We start from the raw sequence: 16,189 nt of genomic DNA, 5'->3' as shown, positions 1-16,189 counted from the left end.
CCTGTCCCCGATGCGAGCCGGAGCCGACATCGGGGAGAGGGCAACGCCTCCCGACCGGGTCGACTTCGAGCTCGAGGTCATGCCCGTGTTCACCCTCTTCGGCTGCAACGCCGGGTCCTGCCACGGCGCCGCCGCCGGGCGGGGAGGCTTCAAACTCTCCCTCTACGGCGGCGATCCCCGGGCCGACCATCGGGCGATCGTCCGGCAGCTCGAAGGGCGTTGGATCAACCTGGCGAGCCCGGATGACAGCCTCTTGCTGGCCGAGCCGACCTTCGCCCTCGACCACGGCGGCGGCCTGCGATACGAGGCCGATTCCGAGGCCGCCGGATTGCTGCGCGATTGGATCGCCCGGGGGCCGGAGCGGGCTCGAGCCGACGACTGGAGCGGGTCGAGGTCTCTCCCGACCGGCACGTCGGCGAGTCGTCGGGCGTGACGATCCCGCTCCGGGCGATCGCCCACTTCGACGACGGCGAGTCGGCCGACGTGACGAGCCGGGCCGTCTTCTCGGCCGAGGATCTTTCGGCGGTCGAGATCGACGTCGGGACCGCGACCGCCCGGGTCGCCCGGCCGGGCCGACATCTCGTGATCGCCCGATTCCTCGGCCACGTCGAGCCGATCGAGTTCATCGTGCCACCGGCCGGGGCCGCCGTCGACCTCTCGGCCGAACCCCGGGCCAACCTGATCGACGGCTTCGTCCTGGAGGCGCTGGAGACGCTGCGCATCCCCCCATCCCCGCCGTCGGACGACGCCACCTTCCTGCGACGGGCGACGCTCGACCTCTCGGGGAGGCTCCCGACCCCGGAGGCCGTCGACGCCTTCCTCGGGGACCCGGACCCGGCCAGGAGGGCGATGCTGGTCGACCGCCTGCTCCGATCCGACGAATTCACCTCGTACTGGACCTACCAGCTGGCCGGGCCCTTCGGGGTCCGTGCCAGGGGAATGGGACCGGACCGGGAACTCGCCGGGGCGATCGCCTACCGCGTCTGGCTCGCCGATCAGATCCGGACCGACGCCGGCTATGACGAGATCGCCCGGGCCGTCCTCCTGGCCGACGGCGACACCCACCTCGTCGGCCCGGCGAATTTCTATCGGGCCGCCGACGGGCCGGGGGGGCTGGCCGAGTTCACCGGCGAGCTGTTCCTCGGCAGCCGAATCCGGTGCGCGAACTGCCACGACCACCCGCTCGATCGCTGGACGCAGGACGACTACCACGGCCTGGCCGCCATCATCGCAACGGTGAAGGGCGACCGGGTCATCGAGCCCGACCCCGACGGCGACGTGATCCACCCGGCGACCCTGGAACCCGCCATCCCTCGGATCCCCGGCGAGGCGGACCTCCCCCCCACCGAAGGCGGGCGGGCCGTCCTGGCCGAGTGGCTGACCGACCGGGACAACCCCCACTTCTCCCGGACGATCGTCAATCGCCTCTGGTCCCGGCTCATGGGACGGGGCCTCGTGGATCCGGTCGACGACTTCCGGGCCACCAACCCGCCCACCCACCCCGAACTGCTCGACGCACTCGCCGAGGACTTCGAGGAGCACGGCCATCGCATCCGGCACACGCTCCGGCTGATCGCCACCAGCGCCACTTACGCCCGGGAGTCCTCGGCGACGGGAGTCGACGAACTCGGCTCGAAGTTCTACGCACACCGTCTCCGCCGACCCCTCGAGCCCGAGGTGCTGGCCGACGCATTCTCGGACGCCCTTGGGGTCCCCGAGCCGTACGGAGCGGAGCCGATCGGGACCAGGTCGGTCGACCTGGTCGACCCCGAGGCGATGTCCCGGTCGCTCGACGTGCTGGGCCGCAGAGGCCGGGTCGATCCCTGCGAGGGCCCGGGCGAGGGGGCCGCCGGCCTCCCCCGCTCGCTCCACCTGGTCAACGGGCCCCTGCTCAATGCCCGGATCGGCGCCACCGGTGGCCGGCTCGACCGGCTGATCTCCTCCGGTTCGGTGCCCGTGCAGGTCGTCGACGCCTCCTACGTCGCCGCCCTCGGCCGCCATCTCTCGGCCGAGGAGCGTCGGTTCTGGGCCGAACACCTCGACGAGCATCGGCCCGACGCCGAGCAGCGGGCGACCCTCGAAGACATCGTCTGGGGCCTGCTGGCCTCGGCCGAGTTCCGATCGAACCACTGACCGGCCTGCCCCGGGAGGGGTTCGAACCGCCGGATCCGACCCGGGAGGAGAGGCGGATGAATCCCCGAACTCGATGCGATGGCGTGACCCGGCGCGACTTCGTCCGGGTCGGGGGCCTGACGGCCCTAGGGCTCGGGCTCGGGGGGTCGCTCCGGGCCCGTCGGGCCTCGGCCGCCGCCGGACACCGGGGGCCGAGCGCGGACTCTTGCATCCTGGTCTGGCTCGACGGGGGCCCCAGCCACCTGGAGACGTTCGACCCCACACCCGACGCCCCCGAGGAGATCCGGGGCCCCTTCTCGACGATCGCCTCGGCGATCCCCGGCGTCCGGCTCGGCGAGTGCCTGGAGCGGACGGCGACGACCCTCGACCGGATGGCGATCGTCCGGTCGCTGACCTCGCCGCTCGGCGAGCACGACCTGGGCACGCGCTACGTCCTGACAAACCACTCGCCGACCCCGGCGCTGGACCCTCCGTCGTTCGGGGCGACGCTGGCCCACCTCGGGCCGAAGCCGGGCATCCTGCCCCCAAACGTCGCCGTCCCCCGTTTCCCGGGCGCCTTCTCGGGCAACGGCTACCTGCCCGAAGCTACGCTCCCCTTCGAAGTCGGCGGCGACCCGGGCCGCCCGGACTTCCGGGTCCAGGACCTGGAAATCGCGACGGCCTGGACCTCGGCCGGCTGGCCCGCCGCCGCGAGTTCGCCGACGCCGTCGACGCCCTCAGCCGGGCCCGGGATGCCTCGCCGCCCTCCCCCGCCGATCCGGATCTGTCCCGTGCCTTCGACCTGATCACCTCCCCGGAGGCCAAGGGGGCGTTCGACCTCGACCGGGAGGGCGACCGGGTCCGGGAGCTACGGCCGGGGGGGTGGCCACGGAGTCGGCCAGGCCTGCCTGCTGGCCCGTCGGCTCGTCGAGCGGGGCGTCCCCTTCGTCACCGTCAACAGCGCCGGCTGGGACACCCACGCCGACCTCCTCCGGTTGAAGCGGCGTTACCCCGGCGACCGGGGCGCCCTGCTCCCCGCGCTCGACCGGGCGCTCTCGGCTCTGATCGGCGACCTGGACGAGCGGGGGATGCTCGACCGGACCCAGGTCGTGGTCATGGGGGAATTCGGCCGCTCGCCGAAGGTCAACCCGGACGGGGGCCGGGACCACTGGCCCAACGTCTTCAGCGTCGCCCTCGCGGGCGGGGGCGTCCCGGGAGGCCAGGTGATCGGGGGCAGCGACCCCCTGGCCGAATACCCCGACCACTCGCCCGCCACCCCGTCCGACCTCGCCGCGACCATCTACACCCTGCTGGGGATCGACCCGACCACGGTGCTGCACACCCCGGACGGCCGCCCGGTCCGGGTCGCCCCCGAGGGGTCCAGGGTCATCCGGGAGCTAATCGCATGAGGCCCCACCCCCCGACGGCCGACCGGGCCCGGCCCGGCCAGCGAACGGCCGGAGATCGGCCGGGGCGGCTCCTGATCGCCGCCCTCGCCTCCTTGCTCGGCTGCGTCGCCGTCGCCGCCCGCCCCGTACTCGGCGAGGAGCCGCCGATCACCGCCCTGGCATTCTCCCCGGACGGGTCGGCGGTGGTGGCCGCGTCCCAGCGCGGGCTCCTCGTCCTCGACTGGCCCGGGCTCACCGAGCGTGCGACCTTCGAAACGGCCTCCCCGAACCCGCACGCGCTGGCCTTCTCCCCCTCCGGCAATCGCCTGGCGGTCGGGGGGGGCTCCCCCGCCTCGGAGGGGACCGTCGAGATCCGGGCCTGGCCCGGCCTCGAATCGCTCCTCGGCGCCTCTTGCCATGACGACTCGGTCCTCGACCTCGCCTGGAGGGACGGGCGGACGATCGTCGCCGCGAGCCTCGACCGCAGCATCGTCCTGCTGGACGTCGATTCCGGCGCGGTGGTCTGCCGCCTGGAGGGCCATTCCCGGGGCGTCTCGTCCCTGGCGACCCTGCCGGACGAGGGGACGCTCGTCAGCGTCGGCCTGGACCGGAGCCTCCGGGTCTGGAATCTCGACTCGGGGGGGCTAATCCACTCGCTGGATCAGCACACGGGGCCGGTCCATTCCGTCGAGCCCCGCCCCGGGGGGGTCGACCCGGCCCTGGTCGCCACGGCGAGCGACGACCGAACCGACCGGTTCTGGCAGCCGAGCATCGGGCGGATGGTCCGCACCTGCCGCCTCGACTCCCCCGCCCTGGACCTCTGCTGGCTCCCCGACGGCTCCCGGGTCGCCGCCTGTTGCGTCGACGGCCACGTCCGCCTCATCGACCCGACGACCGTCGAGGTCATCTCCGACATCCCCGCGCTCGATGGTTGGGCGTACGCGATCGCCGTGCACCCGACCGGGGACGGGCTAGTCGTCGGCGGCCCGGATGGGCGAATCCTCCGGATCGATCTCCGCGACCAATCGCTCCCGCCCCCATGAAGCTCGAACGTGTCCCGGCGATGGCAACAGCCCCACCCGCGCGGCCGCCTCGGTCGTGCCCGATGCGTCGAGACGGTGGGCGGCGGCCCTTCCGGCCGTGACGTGGGCGTCAGCCCCCCGGGGGACAGCCCGCCCGATGGGAGTGGGTCGGGGGGAGTCGGCCCCTCGGCGACGACCTCAGGCATGGCCCGCCCGAGGCCCGGGCTCTCGCCTCGGGCGACCCTGCCGGGACGGTGACGGCCCCCGGATGGCGCTCACCCCGAGGGCGGGTCGACCCGAGTGTCCCGAAGGATCTCCAGAATGGCCCGCCGGTCACCGGGGCTGAGGTGGTCGAATTCGGGGGCCTGGTCCGCGCTGGTCAGGACTTCGTGGAGGCGTCGCTCGACGTGGTCCTTCACCTGGAGGGGTAATGCGTCGAAGGCCTCGGAGTGGATCAAATAGCTGCACGGGTAGCGGAAGAGCCGGGTCTCCAGGTCGAGGTCCCGGAGCGATCGGCCTCGGCGGTCGCGACGCCCCGTGGAGGCGAAGTGCTCGGCGAACCCGGACGTCCCGGCGACCGGGGACGTCAGCTCCGCCTCCCCCACGAAGAGCATGTACCGCAGCAGTTCCTCGGCGGGCCCCTCGATCCGGCGTCGGGTGGAGTCCGACATCGAGCCGGCCGGTCGGCCGAGGGCCTCGTTGATCCCCGCCTCGTGGTGCAGGGCCAGTCGGGCCTGGTAGCCGGCGGCGGTGATCCGGTTGTGCATCTGCGTCTGATGCTCCAGAACCATCAACGCCACGATGTCGCTGTGCCCCGTCAGGTAGGACGACGAGGCGAACCGGCCCGACAGGTCGGTGACGTTGGCGCCGGCGGACGTGTCGAGCCGCTCGGGGTCCCTCCGGTCCCGGACGAAGACGTTCCCCATGTGCTGCTGGTCGCCGTGCGTCCCGGTGACGTACCAGCCCCCCCAGCGTTCCTCCATCGGGCTCGTGTGGTCGGTGACGAACGTGCCGGCATTGTACGCCGGCTGACCGTCGGGCCCGGCGAAGACCGACCGGACGAGGTGGCCGGGCACCCCCTGGGTCCGCCCCGAGGCGTGGCAGGACAGGCAGTCGTAGGTCTGCCGCTCGAACGTCGGCCGCGCCGAACGCCGCTGGTCGAGCAGGTAGTAGACCGCCCCCTGCTGCGGGTCCACCGCGGAGATCTCCAGCACGTCGCCGTCCCGGACCCAGCCGACGTAGGCGTCGTCGCCGAAGTACAGGGCCCGCGGCGATCGCGGCGAGATCCGGGTGTGTTGGAAGCTCGTCTTGCTGAAGACCAGCACCTGCGACGTCTCCGACACCCCCAATTGCTCGAGCACGGCCGGTAGGTACCCGAGCCGTTCGTCGTACCCGAGTCCCTCCTCGCCGCGATCGAGTCTCCGCTGGAGCCGAGCGACCGGGTCGTCGACCGGCGCCTCCAGGTAATCGATCGGCGGGCCCTCGTAGGGCAACTGGCCCCACGCCGACGTCCCGGACACGCCGGCAACCGCGATCGCGAGGCCGACGACCCACCGGCGGGCAGCTCGTAGGATCACTCGTTGGCCGAATCGCACGATGCCCACCCCCATTTCATCCGGGCCGCTCGCGAGCAAAAAACCGGCTCCATCCTACCGGCCACCATTTTGGATTTCAAGGTCCAATTTAATGGGGTGTCGCCTCCTCGACGTGCCGAGTTCCCGAGTCGTCCTGCGACGGGTCGCTCTCGCGAGGTCGACCGCTGGGCCGGAAATCGGGCGCTCGACGGCGGGCGTCCGATCGCTCGGTCCGCCGATCCGTCCCCCAGGAGGTCAAATTGGATATTGACATCCAATTTCGGTCGGGGATAATCGGCTGGTGAGGTTGATCGCCCCGAGGCGGGTCGATCGCGTCGGGTCCGGGCGGCCGCGACGGGCTCGGAAACGGTTCCAGAACCTGAGGAACTCCATGCGATACGGACGATTATGGCTCGGCCTGGGGGCCGTGCTGATCGGGTCCTTCGCGGTGCTCGGCTATTACGGCAGGGAGATTTACCGGCAGGCGCCGCCGGTCCCCGAGCGGGTGGTGACGACCGACGGCGAGGTGCTCTTCGCGGGCGACGACATCCGCGAGGGCCAAAACGTCTGGCAATCGATGGGCGGCCAGGAGGTCGGCAGCGTCTGGGGGCACGGGGCCTATGTCGCGCCGGACTGGTCGGCCGACTGGCTCCATCGCGAGGCGACCTGGCTCCTCGACGACTGGGCGGCCGAGCGGTCCGGTCGGTCATTCGACGAACTGGGGGACGAGGAGCAGGCGGCCCTGCGGGCGCGGCTGAAGCGGGAGTTGCGGACGAATTCCTACGACCCCGAGACGGGCGACCTGGTCGTCTCGTCCCGGAGGGCCGAGGCGATCGACGCGGTCGGCGCCCACTTCACCGCCCTGTTCGGGGACGACCCCGCCATGGACCAACTGCGGGACGCCTACGCCATCCCGGCCGGGTCGATCAAGACGCCCGAGCGGCTGGCGCAGCTCAACGCCTTCTTCTTCTGGGCGGCGTGGGTCTGCGCCACCGAGCGGCCGGGGGGCGAGGTGACCTACACGAACAACTGGCCGCACGAGCCGCTGATCGACAACCGGCCGAGCGGGCAGGTCGTCATCTGGTCGGTCGTCAGCTTCGTGGTGCTCCTGGCGGGCATCGGCGCCCTGGCCTGGTACTACGCCGTCCTGAAGCACCGCGAGGAGGCCCCGCACGACCCGCCGGAGGTCGACCCGACCAAGTCGCACACGCCCACGCCCTCGATGCGGGCGACGCTCAAGTACTTCTGGGTCGTCGCCGCGCTGATCGTGGCGCAGGTCGGCCTGGGGGCCGTCACGGCGCACTACGGCGTCGAGGGCTCGGGGTTCTACGGCTTCCCGCTGGCGGAGTGGCTGCCCTACAGCGTCACGCGGACCTGGCACCAGCAGCTCGGCATCTTCTGGATCGCCACGGCCTGGCTGGCCACCGGCCTGTTCATGGCCCCGGCCGTCTCGGGCCACGAGCCGAGGTTCCAGCGACTGGGGGTGAACTTCCTCTTCGCCTGCACGCTGATCATCGTCGTCGGCTCGATGGCCGGCCAGTGGATGGCGGTGCAGCAGCGGCTGGGCAACGAGACGAACTTCTGGTTCGGTCACCAGGGGTATGAATATGTGGACCTCGGCCGGTTCTGGCAGCTCTTCCTGGCCGTCGGCCTGTTCCTCTGGCTGGGACTGATGGGGCGGGCGATCTGGCCGGCGTTTCGGCAGAAGGGGGACCACCGGCACCTCCTCGCCCTGTTCCTGCTGGCCTCAGCGGCCATCCCGCTGTTCTACGTCCCCGGCCTGATCTGGCAGCGCCACACCAACCTGGCCATCGCCGAGTACTGGCGATGGTGGGTCGTGCACCTCTGGGTGGAGGGCTTCTTCGAGGTCTTCGCCACCGTGGTGATCGCCTTCCTGTTCACCCGGATGGGCCTGCTGAGGACCGCGACGGCGACGGCCGCCGTGCTCTTCGCGACGAGCATCTTCCTCTCCGGGGGCATCATCGGCACCTTCCACCACCTCTACTTCTCCGGCACGACGACGTCGGTCATGGCGCTGGGGGCGGTCTTCAGCGCCCTGGAGGTCGTGCCGCTGACGCTGATCGGCTTCGAGGCGTATGAGAACCTGTCGCTCGGCAGGGCGAGGTCATGGGTCCGGTCGTACAAGTGGCCGATCTACTTCTTCGTGGCGGTGGCCTTCTGGAACCTCGTCGGCGCCGGGCTGTTCGGGTTCCTGATCAACCCGCCGATCGCCCTGTACTACATGCAGGGGCTGAACACGACCCCGGTGCACGCCCACACGGCGCTCTTCGGCGTCTACGGGATGCTCGGCATCGGCCTGATGCTGTTCTGCCTGAAGGGGCTGACCTCGGGTCACGACTGGAAGACCGGGCCGCTGAGCTTCGCCTTCTGGTCGATCAACGTCGGGCTGGCCCTGATGGTCCTGCTGAGCGTCCTGCCGGTGGGGCTGCTCCAGACGGTCGCCAGCGTGGACAAGGGCACGTGGTACGCCCGGTCGGCCGAGTTCATGCAGACCGGCCCCATGGAGGTGCTCCGCTGGATGCGGGTGGTCGGCGACACGATCTTCGCCGCCGGCATCGTGGCCCTGGGCTGGTTCGTCCTGGGGCTGAGGACCGGCTGGTCGATCCGCCCGGGTTCGGGCCGGGAGGACGAATACCACCGGTCCCCCGAGTCGATCATGCAGCCGAGGGACGAGGAAGTCTCTGCCGGCGCCTGAACCTCTTCGCGGGCGTCTCCGACGAGGATCTCCGAGGAGGCCTCGTTGGAGACGCCATGCTCACCTCCCAGCCCCGGTCGGCTTACGGGATGCTCGGAGCGGGAGGCTCATGGCCATGACGACCCGAGAGCCCGTCGAGCGACCCATCGGCCCGTACACACCGACGAGCTTCGCTCCGCGATCGACGTCCGACCTCGTCGACGGGGTCCAGCGCTACGAGGAGGGCCTCCCGATCGCCGGTGAGGTCGGAGAGATAGTGCTCTCGCATCGGGGTGAGCTCCGTCGTCAGCGATTCGTGGAGCGACGGGCCCGTCGCTCCACGCCACGGCTGAACAGGCCGGTCCGGTCGCGGACGCTCCCATCCCGAGGATTAGCTGAGGCATACCGTTCGGGCAGAGGTCCGGCGCCGACGATCCAGGGCACGTCGGGTGGCCCGCCCGGCCCGGCTCGCCGCGCGGGAGACGAGGGCGAACGGGTCGCTGCCCACGCCGGTGACGATGACCCCGCCCCGGGGAGCAAGGGAGACGGCGATCCGGCATCGTTTATCGGGGCCGCCTCGGGGCCCATTGACGTCGGTCAGGGTGACCGTCACCCTGTCGATCCGCCCCTCGAGGCGCCCCAGGGCGGACCGAAGCCGCCGCTCGATGTGATCCTTCAGCGGGTCGTCCAGTTCGTACTTCAGTCCGTGCATCTCCAGTCGCATCGCTCTGCTCCAAGGTGAGGGGTGATTCCGGCGGATGCCATGAGGTTGAGTCGAATCGCGGCCAATCGCCCCGTCTCGCCGATCCGAAGGGGACCCGCGCAGTCGGTCCGCTCAGGTCGAGCGACTCCGGGCGAGCCGACACCGGTCTGCGAGTCGGCGGCCCCCATACGCCTGGTCGAAGCGATGACGGATGATCGCCCCCTCGGTGAGGTAGACCGCCTCCTCGGCAATGTTGGTCGCGTGGTCGGCGATTCGCTCCAGATGACTGGCCGCGGAGTACAGGGGTAGGCCCGCGTCGATCGCATCGGGATGGCCCCGCATCGTGCCCTTGAGTGCCGCGATGACCCGGCGGTGGAGCCGATCGACCTCGTCATCCCGGGCGACGACGGCCCTGGCCCGCCCGGCGTCGGCGGCGACGAACGCGTCGAGGCTGGCGCGCATCATCGCCATGGCCGCATCGGCCATCGCCCCCAGCTCCCGGGGGATCGGGACGACCGGTGAGAGGTCGCAGAGCGTCCGGGCACGCCGGGCGATGCTGACCGCCTCGTCGGCCATCCGCTCCAACTCGTGGTTGACCTTCAGGGCCGCGGCGACGCGACGCAGGTCGCCGGCGATCGGGTCGTGCCTCGCCAGGAACTGCAGGCAGTCCAGCTCGATGCGGACCTCCAGCCAGTCGATGACCTCGTCGCCGCGGATCACCGCGTCGGCCAGGTCGGGACTGCGGTCGCAGAGCGACCGGATGGCGTCGGCGACCCGCTCCTCCGCGAGGGCGGCCAGCCGGAGGAGCGACGCCGTGATTCGCTCCAGCTCCTGCTCGAATGCCCTCATGATGCTCCTCCCGTTGCAAATATTCATTATCTATTTTTCCCCTTCAAGGGTCGCCGTCGCCCGGGTCCGGTGGCCGGCGGCGGACGGAATCCAGGTGTCGCCCCAGTCGATCCGCCGTCTCGGCCTCGCGCCGCCCGAGGTCACGCCAGGCCTCCCGGAGGTTCGGATCGCCCGAGGCGCTCGCGATGTGGCGTTCGTGGGCGATCAGAGGGCCTCACGCCTCCGGTCCCCTTCGATCTCCAACGCCCCGGCCGCATCCGGTCGCGGTGCCGTGAGCCCCCCCTCGGGGAGGGCCCGCGTGGCGGCCTCGAACGTCGCCGCGAAGGCGGCCATGAAGGCGAGGGTCGCGACGACGACGACGGCCAGGAGGGCGGATCCGATCGCCAGCGGCGCCAGGTACCCGATCTCGGGCTGTTGGGCCCAGGCCGCCTTCGAGGCGGGGCCGGTGCCGCCGACCGACCGGAGGTAGGCCTTTCCCCGGTGCATGACGACCTCGACCGGCGTACCGCCCTCGGGGCGACGCTCGACCAGGCCGGTCGCTACCCGTCTCGTCCTCCGATCGAAGAGGTCATGCATATCGCACCTCCTCCGGGGCCTCCGGTTGCCCCGCCATCGGCGATCCCCCGCCCGCCGCGGGGTAAGGTGCCGATCCGCGGCCCAGCCGGGCGGCCAACCGCCTGGCGTACTCCGCTTCCCTTCGCCGGGAGTTGCGCCAGAATCCTTGCAGGGTGAGGTCGCCGCGGCCTCGGCGATGGACCGGTCGGGGCGCGACAGGTCGACGAACGGTCGCCATCGCCCTCGGAGCAGGGCGAGGGCACGGGGTCGTATGCGGTCGGCGGCCCGCCGCCGACCGGCTCGGAGTCGGTTCGTCTCGGTCATGATTCACTCCGTCTGGCGCCGAAGGCCGGCGGTCAATCCGGGGATGGTGTCCGTCCCGCGGTGGCGAGGCGACTGGCGGCGGCCGGCCTACCGCCTGAGCGACCGGATCTCGTCGAGGGCACGTTCGATCCCGGTGCGATATCCGCGGCCGGGGGCGGAATCGAGGGCTCGGTTGAGCTGGTGGGCCAGCTGATCGAGCGCGGCGCGGCGCGAGCGGCCCTCGCCCCGGATTTCCGGGTATCGGCGGTGGTGGGCCCTGACCTGACGGACGTGCCACCAGGTGCCCAGGGAGAACACAATGGAAGCCTTCAATGCATGAGTCATCGTGCTGCCTCCTCGAGGTCGATGGATTGGGGGTCCGGGGGGCGCCCGGCCCGATGAGCCTCCACGTCCCAGATCTTCACGCTCCCGTCGAGGCTGCCCGAGGCCAGCAGCGTCCCGTCCGGCGAGAAGGCCACGGAGTAGACGTTGCCGGTGTGCCCCTCGAGGGTCGCCAACTCCCGCCCGGTCGCCGCGTCCCAGAGCTTGATCGCCTGGTCGTGACTGCCTGTCGCCAGGGCCGAGCCGTCGGGCGAGAACGCCACCGAGGCGACCCAGGCCCCGTGCCCTTCGAGCGTCGCCCGTTCGTGGGCGGCGGCCACGTCCCAGAGCTTCGCGGCGCAGTCGAATCCGCCCGAGGCCAGCGTCGCCCCGCCCGGTGCGAAGGCCACCGAGACGATCCCGTACGCGTGGCCGACCAGGTCGACGCGACGCCTGGGCCCGGGTCCGGCGAGATCCCATAGGCGGATTGCGCCGGGCTGGGGGTCGCCATCCCGGTCAGCGACCGCCGGCACCGCCCCGGAGGCCGCCGCGAATGTCCTCCCGTCGGGGGAGAACGCCACCGACCAGACCGGCCCCCGGTGATCCGGCAGGGTCTCCCGCTCCCGGCCCGTCGCCACGTCCCAGAGCGTCACCGTGCGCGAGTCGGCGCTCGCCGTCGCCAGCGTCGCCCCGTCGGGCGCGAAGGCGATCGCGTCGAGCTTGTCGGCCACCCGGAGCAGCGGCAGCCCCCGGGACGCCCCCGGGGCCCACACCGTCACGGCGCCGAAGGGGGTGCCGTCCCAGCCGGTGCCCAGGCCCGCGACCGAGCCGTCGGGCGCGAAGGCGATCGCCTCGACCTCGTCCCACTCCCCGCGCAGGGTACGACGCGGGGCCAGCTTCCCGCCTCGGACGTCCCAGAGCTTGATGGTCCCGTCCCAGCTGCCGCTGGCCAGGGTCTCTCCGTCGGGCGCGAAGGCGACCGAGGTGACGACGTTGCCGTGGCTGGCCCGGCGGAGGGGACGCGGCGAATGGGCGAGTGTGTTTTTCATGTCATCATTTCCGAGTATTAACGCGGCGGCAATCCGTCGAGGCGATCGCCCCGGTCGGTGACCGCGGTTGGCTACCCCCGTGCCCGGCGCGGACGGAGATCATCCGCCCGCCGGCGGTAAGCCCCGCCGTGACCGGCCCGGTCCGTTGCGACGATCGTGCGGCCCCGGTCGACCTTCGACCGGAGTTGCCGCAGGACGTGAGAACACTTAATCAAGAACCGTGCCCAAACGCGTCCGCCGGAGTTTTCCCCTCGCCCCCTACAACGCAAACCACTCGCTCGAATCGATTTGTGTCAAATTTCACTTCGGCGACACCGCAGGCCCGGGCATCGTCGGGCACGCGTCGTCGTCGGGGTCTTCGGGCCGTCGGACTGCCCCCAGGGTCGCCGGGCGATCTGCGGGGTCGCCTAGCGGCCCGACGGGTCGTCGGGCGACCACACCGCCCGCTCGATCCGGACGCCGAGGGTGCGGATCTTGGTCCGCAGGCTGCCCCGCGTGATCCCCAGGATCTTCGCCGCCTGCGCCTGGTTGCCCCCGGTCCGACGCAGCACCCGCGTCACCAGCGACCGCTCGATCAGCCCCAGCGCCTCGGCGTAGAGGTCCTGCGTGCCGGCGCGGAGCCGTTCCTCCAAGAACCCCTCCCAGTCGACGGACTCCGGCGGCGGGTCGCCCCCGCCGGGGGCCGCGCCGCCTCGGATCGACCCCGGCAGGAACTCGGGCAGCAGCACCGGCCCCTGGGCCCGCAGCAGCGCCTGCTTCAGCACCCCCTGCAGCTCTCGGAGGTTGCCCGGCCAGGGGTGGCCTCGCAGTAGTTCCATTGCCTCGGGCGACGCCCGATAGGCCTCCTTCCCCAGCTCGGGGCTGAACCGCGACAGGAAGTGATCGACCAGGCCCGGCAGGTCTTCCAGCCGCTCCCTCAGGGGAGGTAGGGTGATCGTGAAGACCCCCAGGCGGTAGTACAGGTCGCCGCGGAACTCCCCGGCGGCGACCATCTCCGGCAGGTCCCGGTTCGTGGCGGCGATGATCCGCACGTCCGCCCGGATCGTCTCGTTGCCGCCGACCCGCTCGAAGCGGCCGTCCTGCAGGACCCGCAGGATCTTCGCCTGGGTCAGCGGCGTCATGTCGCCGATCTCGTCCAGGAACAGCGTCCCGCCGTGGCACTGCTCGAAGACACCGATCCGCGTGCGGTCGGCACCGGTGAACGCCCCCTTCTCGTGGCCGAACAACTCGCTCTCCAGCAGCGTCTCGGGGATGGCGGCGCAGTTGACGGCCAGGAACGGGCCGGCGGCTCGTCGGCCGTGCTGATAGATGGCCCGCGCCACCAGCTCCTTGCCCGTGCCGCTCTCGCCCAGGATCAGCGCCGTGACGTCCTGAGGCGCCACCCGTCCGATGGCCTTGTAGACCTCCTGCATGGCCGGGCTGCGGCCGACGAGCACGTCGGCGGGCCCGGGCGCCGGCGGCTCGTCGGGCGTCAGGGCCGGGACGCGAGCCAGGCGGCCGACCTCGCAAGCCCGAGTGACCAGCTCCCGGACCTGGGGCACGTCCAGGGGCTTGAGCAGGTAGTCGAAGGCGCCCAACTTCATGGCCTCGATCGCCGTCTCGGTGGTCCCGTGGCCGGTGATGAAGATCACCGGGATCCGGGCGTCGAGCCGGCGGATGTCGCCGAAGACGTCCAGGCCCGAGCGGTCGGGCAGGTTGATGTCCAGGACCACCGCGTAAGGGCGTTCTCGGGCGAGGAACGCCATCCCCTCGGCCGCATCGCCGGCCGTCCGCACGTCCAGCTCGGTGTCCTCGAAGGCCTTGCGGAAGGCGTGGCGGATGAACGGCTCGTCGTCGATCACCAGGACGTCGGTCATGGGGGTGCCTCGCATCATAGGTCGTGTCTGGCCGGCAGCCGGAGGGCGAAACAGGCCCCGCCCTCTGTCCGGTTCTCCGCCCGGAGGCTGCCGCCGTGGTCCCTGGCGATCCGCTGCGAGACGACCAGGCCCAGGCCCAGGCCCGTCTCCTTGCTGGTGAAGAAGGGCTCGTAGAGCCGCCCGAGGTGCCGCGCCGGGATGCCCGGCCCGGTGTCCAGCACGCGCAGCTCGGCCTCGCCTCCGGCCGGCTCGAGCAACGTGATCTCGAGGATGCCGCCGCGGGGCATGACATCCAGGGCGTTGAGGGCCAGGTTGACCAGCAACTGCCGGATCTGCTCGCCGTCGGCCTCCACCAGGATCGGCGTGCCGGGGCGGTCGAATCGCAGAGCCACCCGCTGCTTGGCCGCCCTCCCCCGGACCAGGGCGAGGGTCTGGTCGACGACCACCGCCAGGTCGAGCCTCCGGCGCTCGGGCCGGGGGGGCCGGGCGAAGTCCATGAAGGCGTTGAGCCGGCCCTCCATCCGCTGGATCTCCTGCTCGATGGCATGGAGGTCGTCCGACGGCAGGCCATGGGCCTCGGCCTTCTCGCGGTCGATCTGCACGAGCATCTTGATGGAGGTCAAGGGGTTGCGCAGCTCGTGGGCCAGCCCGGCGGCGATCTGGCCGACTTCGGCCAGCTCCTCGGCCCGTAGCACGGCGCGGCCCAGGCCGCGGGCCGTCGAGAAGCCGGCCAGCAGCGCGGCCAGCATCCCGGCCGCCGCGACCCCGGCCAGGCCCCCGGTCGCCCAGGCCGCCGCCCGCCGCAGCGTCACCTCCGACTCGGCCAGATCCGCCGGCAGGTCATCGGCAACGGACCTGTCGTCCGTGATGTGGTCTCGGAGATCCCGCAGCGCGGCGGCCTGCCGGTGGTACAGGGAGACGCCCGCGACGAGACACGATCCGAGGAACAGCAGGCCCACGAACAACGTCGGACCCGCGATCCGGAACAGGAGGCTGCGCGTCAACATGACCCCATCCAGGCCGAGGATCGATTCGATTCGGGCCCGCTCGCACGCGAGGCGGGGCGGCTCCCACCAAGTATAGGGCCTGGCCACCTGACCGTCCCGACGCCCGATTGCTCGGCCCAAACAAGGACCGACGCATGAAGAAAGCGATCTGACGCTGCTTGGAGAAAGTCTGTGGGCGTACAATCGGGGCTCTTCACGTGGGTCATCTCTCACCCCGACGGACACGCTCATGTCCAGCGACGGACCCGCCGCCCTCCACGACCCCTTCCGGGACCACACCGACCCCCGCACCGAACGGCCCCGCAGGCACCCCCCAATTAAGATCGCCGGGAAGTCCGCACCGATGGTCTTCCCGGCCCCACGGGGTTCGATCTGGAGGGCTTGTGCCAGGACCTGCGTGCCGTGGGCTTGGCGTTCTCGGAGCGGACGGCTTCACGGGGGCGGACCGGCCTGGAGGGGCGATCCTACGACCCGATCCGTCAGCGATCCGCGTAGGAGTTCGCCGCCGCGGTGCGGGGTCAGTGTGGGATCGAGAATCAACCGCATTGGTAACTAGATGTGAGCTTCCGGGTGGATGCGTCTCGGGTTCGGACGGGCCACGCGGCGGCGAACTTGAGTGTGATCCGGCGGTTGGCCCTTGGTTTATTGAGGGGCAAGACCGGGTGCCGACGGGGGATCTAGGCCAGACGCCTGAAGTATGCCTTGGGCGAGGAGTATCAGTGGAACGCCCTGCTCAAGGCATGAAATAACGTGAC

Annotated in this window: 13 protein-coding genes and 1 pseudogene; 6 read left to right on the top strand and 8 right to left on the bottom strand. The window is 71.3% G+C overall.

Annotation, left to right across the window (positions count from 1 at the left end; translation table 11 throughout):
* The first annotated feature begins 79 nt into the window (after window positions 1-79).
* From ElP_RS27200 to ElP_RS27180, 5 genes and pseudogenes are all read left to right on the top strand, one after another.
* Window positions 80-433: a hypothetical protein gene (locus ElP_RS27200; RefSeq protein WP_145275635.1), complete on the top strand. Its 354-nt coding sequence runs from the start codon at window positions 80-82 to the stop codon at window positions 431-433.
* Window positions 430-2,133 carry a DUF1549 and DUF1553 domain-containing protein gene (locus tag ElP_RS27195; protein WP_145275633.1) on the top strand — a complete coding sequence of 568 codons (1,704 nt, stop codon included), beginning with the start codon at window positions 430-432 and terminating at the stop codon, window positions 2,131-2,133. Before ElP_RS27200 ends, ElP_RS27195 begins: the two co-directional genes overlap by 4 nt.
* A 56-nt stretch (window positions 2,134-2,189) precedes the next feature.
* Complete coding sequence (locus tag ElP_RS27190) at window positions 2,190-2,918, top strand: DUF1501 domain-containing protein (protein ID WP_145275631.1); 729 nt, start codon at window positions 2,190-2,192, stop codon at window positions 2,916-2,918.
* 81 nt (window positions 2,919-2,999) lie between these two features.
* Window positions 3,000-3,521, top strand: a pseudogene (locus ElP_RS27185) (DUF1501 domain-containing protein); the annotation flags it as partial.
* Entirely contained in the window at window positions 3,518-4,543 is a 1,026-nt protein-coding gene (locus ElP_RS27180) for a WD40 repeat domain-containing protein (protein WP_145275627.1), read from the top strand. The pseudogene ElP_RS27185 and the gene ElP_RS27180, both read left to right, overlap by 4 nt.
* Window positions 4,544-4,797: 254 nt before the next feature.
* On the opposite strand, the gene ElP_RS27175 is transcribed toward ElP_RS27180, so the two are convergent.
* Window positions 4,798-6,099: a hypothetical protein gene (locus ElP_RS27175; protein WP_231749277.1), complete on the bottom strand. Its 1,302-nt coding sequence runs from the start codon at window positions 6,097-6,099 to the stop codon at window positions 4,798-4,800.
* Window positions 6,100-6,487: 388 nt separating this feature from the next.
* Between ElP_RS27175 and ElP_RS27170 the strand changes: the two genes are divergently transcribed.
* Window positions 6,488-8,812, top strand: coding sequence for a nitric-oxide reductase large subunit (locus ElP_RS27170; RefSeq protein WP_145275625.1), 2,325 nt, complete (start codon window positions 6,488-6,490; stop codon window positions 8,810-8,812).
* A gap of 370 nt (window positions 8,813-9,182) precedes the next feature.
* Here the strand turns inward: ElP_RS27170 and ElP_RS27165 are convergent, their stop codons facing one another.
* The 7 genes from ElP_RS27165 to ElP_RS27135 all read right to left on the bottom strand — a co-directional run bounded on the left by ElP_RS27165 (window position 9,183) and on the right by ElP_RS27135 (window position 15,434).
* Window positions 9,183-9,515 carry an HPF/RaiA family ribosome-associated protein gene (locus tag ElP_RS27165; RefSeq protein ID WP_145275623.1) on the bottom strand — a complete coding sequence of 111 codons (333 nt, stop codon included), beginning with the start codon at window positions 9,513-9,515 and terminating at the stop codon, window positions 9,183-9,185.
* Between the two features lie 111 nt (window positions 9,516-9,626).
* The gene (gene phoU / locus ElP_RS27160) at window positions 9,627-10,343 is read right to left on the bottom strand and encodes a phosphate signaling complex protein PhoU (protein WP_197446409.1); all 717 of its coding nucleotides are present in this window, start codon (window positions 10,341-10,343) and stop codon (window positions 9,627-9,629) included.
* 204 nt (window positions 10,344-10,547) lie between these two features.
* Window positions 10,548-10,919: a hypothetical protein gene (locus tag ElP_RS27155; protein WP_145275619.1), complete on the bottom strand. Its 372-nt coding sequence runs from the start codon at window positions 10,917-10,919 to the stop codon at window positions 10,548-10,550.
* Between the two features lie 390 nt (window positions 10,920-11,309).
* A complete protein-coding gene (locus ElP_RS27150; RefSeq protein WP_145275616.1) occupies window positions 11,310-11,546 on the bottom strand; it encodes a hypothetical protein in 237 nt (78 codons plus the stop codon).
* On the bottom strand, window positions 11,543-12,571 hold the full coding sequence (locus tag ElP_RS27145) for a WD40 repeat domain-containing protein (protein WP_145275614.1): 1,029 nt from the start codon (window positions 12,569-12,571) through the stop codon (window positions 11,543-11,545). Before ElP_RS27145 ends, ElP_RS27150 begins: the two co-directional genes overlap by 4 nt.
* Before the next feature lie 407 nt (window positions 12,572-12,978).
* The gene (locus tag ElP_RS27140) at window positions 12,979-14,427 is read right to left on the bottom strand and encodes a sigma-54-dependent transcriptional regulator (protein ID WP_145275612.1); all 1,449 of its coding nucleotides are present in this window, start codon (window positions 14,425-14,427) and stop codon (window positions 12,979-12,981) included.
* A gap of 14 nt (window positions 14,428-14,441) precedes the next feature.
* Window positions 14,442-15,434 (bottom strand): sensor histidine kinase, encoded by a 993-nt coding sequence (locus ElP_RS27135; RefSeq protein ID WP_231749276.1) that lies wholly within the window; start codon window positions 15,432-15,434, stop codon window positions 14,442-14,444.
* Window positions 15,435-16,189 lie beyond the last annotated feature (755 nt).

Source organism: Tautonia plasticadhaerens (assembly GCF_007752535.1).
Classification (GTDB): Bacteria; Planctomycetota; Planctomycetia; order Isosphaerales; family Isosphaeraceae; genus Tautonia; species Tautonia plasticadhaerens.
Note: the sequence above shows the minus strand (reverse complement) of the source record. Positions and strands in the feature narration are given on the sequence as shown.